Consider the following 8,110-nt stretch of genomic DNA (forward strand, 5'->3'; position numbering starts at 1 on the left):
TCGGCCCGGGCGCCGGGCCGAAGCGCGCGGCCAGCCTGGCCCGCAGCTCGCGCCCGTTCGGCAGGCCGGTGAGCGGATCGTGGCTGGCCTCGTGCACGAGCGCCTGCTCGCGCCGCTTGCGATCCTCGATGTCCTCCACGTGGGTCAACCCGAACCGCAGGTCGCCGAGCCCGTCCGCGACCTGCGAGGTGCGCAGCGAGACCCACCGATAAGTACCGTCGCTGCGTGCGAGACGCAGCTCGGTACAGCCCGCCACCGGGACCGTCCCGCCCAGGTGCCCGGCGAGCAGCGGCCGATCCTCCGGGTGTGCCAACGCGCCGAGCCCGAGCCGCTTGAGCACCGGCGCCGGGTAGCCCAGCATCCGACACAACGCGTCGTTGGCACGCAGCAGTTGGCCCTGCTCGTGCCCGCGCACACCGGTCATCACCATGCCGCTGGGCGCGTACTCGAAGGCCTGCCGGAAGCTCTCCTCGCTGGCCCGCAGCGCCAACTGCTCGCGCTCGAGCCGGGCCACCGCGCGCTGCATGTCGCTGCGCAGCCGCGCGTTGTCCACCGCGATCGCCGCCTGTGCGGCGAACATGCCCAGCACCTCGCGCCGCCAGGGGGCCGGTCGCAGCCCGTCCACCGGCAGGTCCACCGACAACACGCCGACCAGGTCGCCCTCGGGCGTGTGCAGCGGCGCCAGCAACGCGTCGCGCGGATGCCAGGCCTCGGGGTGGTCGCCGATCGGCAGGTCGGGTATCCAACTCGGGACGTCCCCCACCTCGGCCGGCCCCGAGCGGTGGCCGAGGAAGCGCAGCGGTCCCCACGGCTCCGCGGCGGCCAGGATGCGGTCCCAGCCCTCCCGCGAGCCGATCTGGCCGGCCATCACCTTGCGCAGCTCGTCGTTGCCGGCCACCGCCGCGACCTCCAGGTCGCCGTCGGCGCGGACGAGATTGACCGCAGCGACCCCGAACCCGAGACCCGAAACCACGCCGTCGACGACGGCTTGGAGGGTGTCCTTGAGGTCGCGCGTGGCGTTCAGGTCGGCGACGACGCGGTTCAAAAGGCGCAAAGTCGCCAACCGGACGTGGGTCTCCGTCTCGGCTGTCATGGGTCTCCCCCAGGGGTCGACGCCGGTGTCTTCTGAACAGATATCGTCCGTTTACCAGAGAAACTGAATCACAGCGGGCTTCGAATTGGCGACGTTCCGTCATCGATCAGGCTGTCACTGTGAGCCACCTCACGCTTCATACCGTATCGAGTCGGACCGCCGAGCCACCCCGGAATCGCTCCCTCCGCCGGCATCCACCGGGCATCGTACGAGGCGGGAGCCCGTTTTCGGGAACTAACCCCAGGGTTCGCCCAGTCGACCTGACGGCCAATCAGATTCCGCACGGGCTCTTCGCTATGCGTCAGCGAGCTGAGGCACAGTCGATCCGGCACAAGATCACGGGCCGCTCTTCCCAGCGGGCATGCGGAGTCCCTACGGTACGTCCGTCAGGTTTCCGTACCATCTTGCGCGCGCGTCGCACAGGCCGGTACGACGAACACAACGGCGCGTCGAACGACGGGGGTGGGGCCATGACCGGTCTGGTCGTCGGAGAGGTCTTCGCGAACGCGGCCCGCGCCGTCCCGGACCGGACCGCGGTCGTGCTCGGCGAGCGCTCGCTGACCTTCGCCGAACTGGAGGCGGCGGCCGAACTCGGCCTGCGCCGGCTACTCGCCCTGGGCCTCGCGGCCGGCGACCGGGTCGGCTGCGGCCCGATCTCCACCGGAGCGGGCATCGCGGCGGTGCCGCTGTTCGCCGCGCTCGCCCGGCTGGGCGCGGTGCTGGTGCCCGCCGACCCCGAACATCCCGACGCGTACGCGCCCGCCCTGGTCCTTGACACGGCCGAGCAGGCCGACGCGCTGATCGCCGACCTCGACGACGAGGACCCCGAGGACCTGCCGGAGCCGCCGGACGTCGAGCCGGCCGAGACCGACTGGTGCCTGCTCGCCCCGGCCGGCCGGCGCGGTGTGCTGTTGTCGCACCGTGTGCTGGTGCTGCGCTCGCACCCGGGCGCGCTCGCCGAGTCACGCGGGGCACACGTACTGGCGGCCGACTTGGCCGACGGCCGGGCCTGGACGCTCGCGCTCGCCCAGTGGCACGCCCGGGGCACCCTGGTCCTGGTGCCCGGGGGCGATCCGGCCGCACTGCGCGCGGCGGTGCGCGAACACGCCGCGACCCGGCTCACCGCCGCACCCGCCGTATGGCGCGCGCTGGCCGAGACCGAGGCCGAGCGGCCCGCCGTCGACGAGGTCCTGGACACGCTCCGCTTCGCCGACACCGAGCCGGCCGAGGCCGCGGTGCTCGCGGACATCGCCCGGATCGCGCCGAACGCGAGCGTGCGGGTCGTGCACGACACGCCCGAGACCGGCCCGCTCACCGCGCTGTCCGGCCCGCAGGTGTTCGCTCACCCGGGCGCCTGCGGGATCCCCGGCCCGCTGCACTACGTCGCGCTCGACCCGGACGGCGAGATGTGCGTGCGCGGACCGCTGCTGTTCGACGGCTACGCCGACGACCCGGCGGCCACGGCCGAGGTGCTCGCCGAGGGCTGGTATCGCACCGGCGACCTGGCCGTGCTCGACGAGGCCACCGGCGTCCTGACGGTGACCGGCCGGGCGGCCGAGCTGATCCGGGTCGGCACCCGGACGGTGGGCCCGGGCGAGGTGGAACGGGTCCTCAAGGCCCACCCCGACGTCCGCGATGTGGCGGTCATCGGCCTGCCGCACCCCACCGCGGGCCACGTCCTCGGCGCCGTCGTGGTCGCCGAGGATCCCGCGCGGGTGCCGGGCCCCGGCGCCCTGCGCACCGCCTGCGCCGAGGCCGGCCTGGCCGAGCACAAGCACCCGGTACGCGTCTTCTACGCCGACGAACTGCCCTCCGGAGCCGGCCGCCGCGAGGACCTGACCCGGGAGATCACCGCGGGCCGCTGACCGGGGCCGGGGGACGCCGCGCCGGTCCGTCCGACGCGGCCGACGGCACCCCGGCGGCGAGACCGATCCCGGACCCGGCGGCGGGGCCGCATACCCTGGACCCGTGTCACAGTCGCCGCCGCCGCCCATCGACGAAGCCGCCTTCAAGGCCGCGATGTCCCGATTCGCCGCCGGCGTGGTGCTGATCACCGCCGTCGAGGGTGATCCCGACGACGGTGGTCCCGTGGACGACGTGGGGATGACCGCGACCGCGTTCATGTCGGTGTCGCTGGACCCGTCGCTGGTGCTGATCAGCCTGCGCCGCGAGGCCCGGATGCGCGACGTGCTGGACGAACAACCGCTGTGGGCGGTGTCGCTGCTCTCACAGAGCCAACGGCACGTCGCCGGCCGCTTCGCGATCCCCGGCCGGATCAGCGACCGGTTGATGTTCGCCGACATCCCGCACCGCCGTGGCCCGATCTCCGGCGCCGCGCTGGTCGGCGGCGCACTGGCCACCCTGGAATGCCGCACCCACGACGTGGTCGAAGCCGGCGACCACATCCTGTACGTCGGCGAGGTGCTCACCGTGGAACTGCCCAGCCCGGAGGGCCCGCCCCTGCTCCACTTCCGGGGCCGCTACCAGAGCCTGGGCTGAGGCCGGCGGCGCCGGCGCCCTCACGGCCGCGGGCCCGGCCGCATCAGGCCGTCCGCGGTCACCGAGGCCACCAGCCGTCCGGCCCGGGTGAACACTCGGATCCGCCCGTGCATGCGCCCGTCGCCCGCGTACTCGCTCGCGCAGCGCAGCAGCAGCCACTCGTGCGCCGAGAACTGCTCGTGGAAGGTGACGTTCTGGGCCAGCGCCACCGACATCGACCGCCCGCCGCGCCGCTCGATCTCAGCCCGCGGATACGGCCGCAGCGCCACCGGACCCAGGAAGCCCTCGGTCGTCCAGGCCAGGATCGCCCGGGCCATGGTCGCGGTGTCCTGCACCCGCGCGCACCGCGTCCACAGGTCCAGCCGCGGCGCCCCGGCCGACTCCGGGGCCAACGCGGCCGGCCCGCCCACCGTGCGCACCTCCCACGGCAACATCGGCACCGACAACTCGGCGCACTCCTCGGGTCCCGGCACCTCCGCCGGCAACGGGTCGGCGTGTCGCACCAGTTCGGGCCCGGGCACGCCGAGCGTCACGAATGCCCGGTAGTGCTCGTGCGCGCCCTGCCGAAAGCCCACCTGGAGCATCGCCGCCGACCGACCCTGGTGCAGCCGCTCGACCCGCACCTGCACCGGCTCGGCCGGATCGCCGGCCCGGGGGAACACGCCCTGGAGCGTGTGCACCGCCATGTGCGGGACCACCCGTTCGGCCGCCACCACGGTCTGCGCCAGCACCTGCGCGCCCAGCGTGCGCGGGATCCGGGTCACGATGTTGCGCGCCCGAAAGGTGATCACCGCACCGGGCCCGCCGGGGTCGGCGGGCCCCACCGGCGCCAACTCCAGCGCGTCCACCAAATCGTCCGTCGCGATGCTCGGCCACATCGACACTCCACCAGCCATGCGCGCATGATCGCAGCCCGCCGGGAGGCCGCCCCGCAGCACCCCTGACGGTCCGTCAGTTCTGGGCGGAGGTCAGCGTCGCGCATCCTTTCCGGTGAACTTCACCACCAGCGACACCAAAAGCGCGGCCACCGCGATGCTGATGATCCACCGGAGCCAGTCGATCCCCCTGGTTTCCTCGACCCCGAGCGCGGCGGCGATGCCGTAACCGATCAGCGTGCCCACGATGCCCACGCCCATCGTCGCCAGGAAGCCGATCTTCTGCTTGCCGGGGAGAAAGAGCCGTCCCAGCGCGCCGATGATGATGCCGGCGATGATCAAACCAACGAACGTCACGGGTTCCTCCAGCCGGCAGCAGTCGTACAAAGTACGTCGACCCGGACTTTTCCGGGCAGGTGTCTCCTGTTCCCCACGATCACCACCCGTTAACGCGCACACGCCCAAGCCACAAAGCCCTAAGGTGGTTGCGCCCGCCGGGTGGCCACGGTGCAAAATGGTCCGGTACACGCCCCGATAGCTCAGTTGGCCAGAGCACGCGCCTTGTAAGCGCGGGGTCGTCGGTTCGAACCCGACTCGGGGCTCCAAGGGCCACTGACCGGCGGAAACGCGGTCAGTGGCCCGTCTTCGCGGTTGGCACGCCGGGGCGACAGCGCGCGCCTGCCGGATCTTTTGCCTCCGGACGCGACCACCCGTGACGGCCCCGACCCGCCTACGATCAGCGGCCGATGTCCGGCGCCGGCCCGGTGGAGGCTCGGACGACCAGTTCCGGGCGGTAGATCAGTTCGGTACGCGGCGCCCGGCCTCCGCCGATCTCGTCGAGCAGCGCCCGCACCGCCGCAGCGCCCATCGCCTGCACCGCCTGGCGCACCGTGGTCAGCGGCGGATCGGTGAACGCCACCAGCGGCGAGTCGTCGTAGCCCACCACCGAGACGTCCTGCGGCACCCGCAAGCCGCGCTCGCGCGCCGCGCGCACGGCGCCAAGCGCCATCAGGTCGCTGCCGCACACGATCGCCGTCGCACCCCGCTCCCACAGCGCACCGGCCGCCGCCTGCCCGCCCTCGACCGAGAACAGCGAGCGCTCGATCCAGCCGTTCGCGTCCTCGACCCCGAACCGCTCGGCGAGCCCGCGCCGAAAGCCGGCGATCTTGCGCGCGGTGGGCACGTACCGCTCCGGCCCGACCGCGAGCCCGATCGCGGTGTGCCGCAGCGAGGCCAGGTGCCCTATCGCCAACTCCACTGCGACCGCCTCGTCGCTGGAGATGAACGGCGCGTCCACGCCCGGCGCGAAGCCGTTGACGAACACCATCGGCAGGCCGCGATCGACCAGGCGCAGGTAACGGGACAGGTCCGCGCCCGAGTCCGAGTGCAGGCCGGAGACGAACACGATCCCGGACACCCCACGTTCCAGGAGCAGTTCGGTGTAGTCGTCCTCGGTGACCCCGCCCGGGGTCTGCGTGCACAACACCGGCGTGTACCCGTGGTGTGCCAACGCCCGCTCGATGACCTGCGCGAACGCCGGGAAGATCGGGTTGTCCAACTCCGGGAGCATCAGCCCCACCAGGCCCGCGCTGCGGCGGCGCAGGCGGGCGGGACGTTCGTATCCGAGCACGTCGAGAGCGGTCAGGACGGCCCGCCGAGTGTCGTCCGCGACTCCGGGTTTGCTGTTGAGAACCCGGCTCACGGTCGCCTCGCTGACCCCTGCCTGCGTTGCGATGTCCGCCAGCCGAGCCTTCATGCCCCGCAGCCTAGTGAGACTTTCAGCAGGATTTCGCAGGGGTTTGCGGGTCACGCAAAACATTTCCGACGATCCCGACTGCTGACAGAACCCGTGCGCCCGGGTACGGTGATCGCAGTCCATCAAGAATGGACTAGACCACTTGCCCAGCGCGAGACACGGGCAATCAGCACGGGGTACTTCACCCTCCACTCGGATCGTCCGGCACGTTCCTGCCGGTGGAAGGACACATCACCATGGCCACGGTCAGCTACAAGCAGGCGACCTGTACCTACAAGGGCGCCGAGCGCCCGTCCGTCAACGCGCTGGACCTGGAGATCGCGGACGGCGAGTTCCTGGTTCTGGTCGGCCCCTCCGGCTGCGGAAAGTCCACCTCCCTGCGCATGCTCGCGGGTCTCGAGGAGGTCACCGGCGGCTCGATCCACATCGGCGACCGTGAGGTCACCAACCTGGAGCCCAAGGACCGCGACATCGCGATGGTGTTCCAGAACTACGCGCTGTACCCGCACATGACGGTCGCCGAGAACATGGGCTTCGCGCTCAAGATCGCCGGGATCGACAAGAAGCAGATCCGCGCGAAGGTCGAAGAGGCCGCGAAGATCCTCGACCTCACCGAGTACCTCGACCGCAAGCCGAAGGCGCTCTCCGGCGGTCAGCGCCAGCGCGTCGCGATGGGCCGCGCGATCGTCCGTGAGCCGCAGGTCTTCCTGATGGACGAACCGCTGTCCAACCTGGACGCCAAGCTCCGCGTGCAGACCCGTACCCAGATCGCCGGCCTGCAGCGCCGCCTGGGCATCACCACCGTGTACGTCACGCACGACCAGGTCGAGGCGATGACCATGGGCGACCGGGTGGCGGTACTCAAGGACGGTCTGCTCCAGCAGGTCGACACCCCGCGCAACATGTACGACCGCCCGGCCAACGTGTTCGTGGCCGGCTTCATCGGTTCGCCCGCTATGAACCTGATCGAGGTCGACCTCGCAGAGGACGGCATCCGCTTCGGCGACGCGGTCGTGCCGGTCTCCCGCGAGGCGCGCGAGGCGGCCGTCGCCGAGGGCGCGAAGAAGGTGACCCTGGGCGTACGGCCCGAGCACCTGAAGATCAACTCGGCCGAGGGCCTGTCCAAGGACAGCAAGGGCCTCGCGGTCTCGGTGGACGTGGTCGAGGAACTCGGCTCGGACGCCTTCGTCTACGGCTCGGTCACCATCGACGGCGAGAGCAAGCCGCTGGTCGTGCGGGTGCCCGGCCGTGACGTGCCGGAGAAGGGCAGCGTCCTGCACGTGGTCCCGACCGTCGGCGAGACGCACCTGTTCTCCATCAAGAGCGGCGAGCGGTTGCACGACTGATTGTTGGGCGGTTCGCCGCCGGCTCGCGAGGCACCGCTTTTTGCTCCCCCGCTTCGCCCCTCCGCAAAAAGCGGCTCCCCGCTCGGGACGGTGTGACCCGGAGCGAGCGGAGGGACACACGGCCCCTCGCGAGCCGGCGGCGAAGCCGCCAGACTCAGGGCATGGAACGCATGACCGAGACCCAATGGCGGGCCTTCCTCCTGGCCGGCCCACGCACGGGGAAGCTCGCCACCGTACGCCCCGACGGTCGGCCGCACGTGGCTCCGATCTGGTTCGACCTCGACGATCGGGGCGACACCGTCGAACTCGTCTTCACCACGTTCGCGTCCTCGGTCAAGGGCCGTAACCTCGCCAACGACCCGCGCGTGAGCCTGTGCGTGGACGACGACCGACCGCCGTACGCGTACGTCGTCGTCGAGGGTGAGGCCCGGGTCTCGGCCGACCCGGCCGACCTGCGGATCTGGCCGAGCCGGATCGCCGGGCGCTACATGGGCGTGGACAAGGTGGTCGACCGCGAGCCGGTGGACGGCGAACAGGTCGT

The 8,110-nt window shown here is 71.7% G+C and carries 8 protein-coding genes and 1 tRNA gene; 5 read left to right on the forward strand and 4 right to left on the reverse strand.

The features are described from left to right. Positions 1-1,093 (reverse strand): PAS domain S-box protein (locus ABZS54_RS40695; protein ID WP_355547774.1); only part of this gene is annotated, 1,093 nt, incomplete at its 3' end. A gap of 470 nt (positions 1,094-1,563) precedes the next feature. Between ABZS54_RS40695 and ABZS54_RS40700 the strand changes: the two genes are divergently transcribed. After that, positions 1,564-2,958 carry a fatty acid--CoA ligase family protein gene (locus ABZS54_RS40700; RefSeq protein ID WP_355547776.1) on the forward strand — a complete coding sequence of 465 codons (1,395 nt, stop codon included), beginning with the start codon at positions 1,564-1,566 and terminating at the stop codon, positions 2,956-2,958. A gap of 154 nt (positions 2,959-3,112) precedes the next feature. Further along, complete coding sequence (locus ABZS54_RS40705; protein ID WP_355547786.1) at positions 3,113-3,592, forward strand: flavin reductase family protein; 480 nt, start codon at positions 3,113-3,115, stop codon at positions 3,590-3,592. A 20-nt stretch (positions 3,593-3,612) separates the two neighbouring features. Here the strand turns inward: ABZS54_RS40705 and ABZS54_RS40710 are convergent, their stop codons facing one another. After that, on the reverse strand, positions 3,613-4,488 hold the full coding sequence (locus ABZS54_RS40710; protein ID WP_355547778.1) for an acyl-CoA thioesterase domain-containing protein: 876 nt from the start codon (positions 4,486-4,488) through the stop codon (positions 3,613-3,615). Positions 4,489-4,560: 72 nt separating this feature from the next. Then, positions 4,561-4,809 (reverse strand): GlsB/YeaQ/YmgE family stress response membrane protein, encoded by a 249-nt coding sequence (locus tag ABZS54_RS40715; RefSeq protein ID WP_355547780.1) that lies wholly within the window; start codon positions 4,807-4,809, stop codon positions 4,561-4,563. A 186-nt stretch (positions 4,810-4,995) separates the two neighbouring features. Between ABZS54_RS40715 and ABZS54_RS40720 the strand changes: the two genes are divergently transcribed. Then, positions 4,996-5,072: transfer RNA gene (locus tag ABZS54_RS40720), tRNA-Thr, on the forward strand. A gap of 131 nt (positions 5,073-5,203) precedes the next feature. Here ABZS54_RS40720 and ABZS54_RS40725 read toward each other — a convergent pair. Continuing rightward, entirely contained in the window at positions 5,204-6,223 is a 1,020-nt protein-coding gene (locus ABZS54_RS40725) for a LacI family DNA-binding transcriptional regulator (RefSeq protein WP_355547782.1), read from the reverse strand. 236 nt (positions 6,224-6,459) lie between these two features. On the opposite strand from ABZS54_RS40725, the gene ugpC reads away from it, so the two are divergent. Together ugpC and ABZS54_RS40735 are read left to right on the forward strand one after the other, a co-directional pair. Beyond that, on the forward strand, positions 6,460-7,569 hold the full coding sequence (ugpC, locus tag ABZS54_RS40730; protein ID WP_355547788.1) for a sn-glycerol-3-phosphate ABC transporter ATP-binding protein UgpC: 1,110 nt from the start codon (positions 6,460-6,462) through the stop codon (positions 7,567-7,569). Between the two features lie 161 nt (positions 7,570-7,730). Beyond that, a partial coding sequence (locus tag ABZS54_RS40735) for a PPOX class F420-dependent oxidoreductase (protein ID WP_355547784.1) occupies positions 7,731-8,110 on the forward strand: 380 nt, incomplete at its 3' end.

The organism is Embleya sp. NPDC005575, from assembly GCF_040605455.1.
Classification (GTDB): domain Bacteria; phylum Actinomycetota; class Actinomycetes; order Streptomycetales; family Streptomycetaceae; genus Embleya.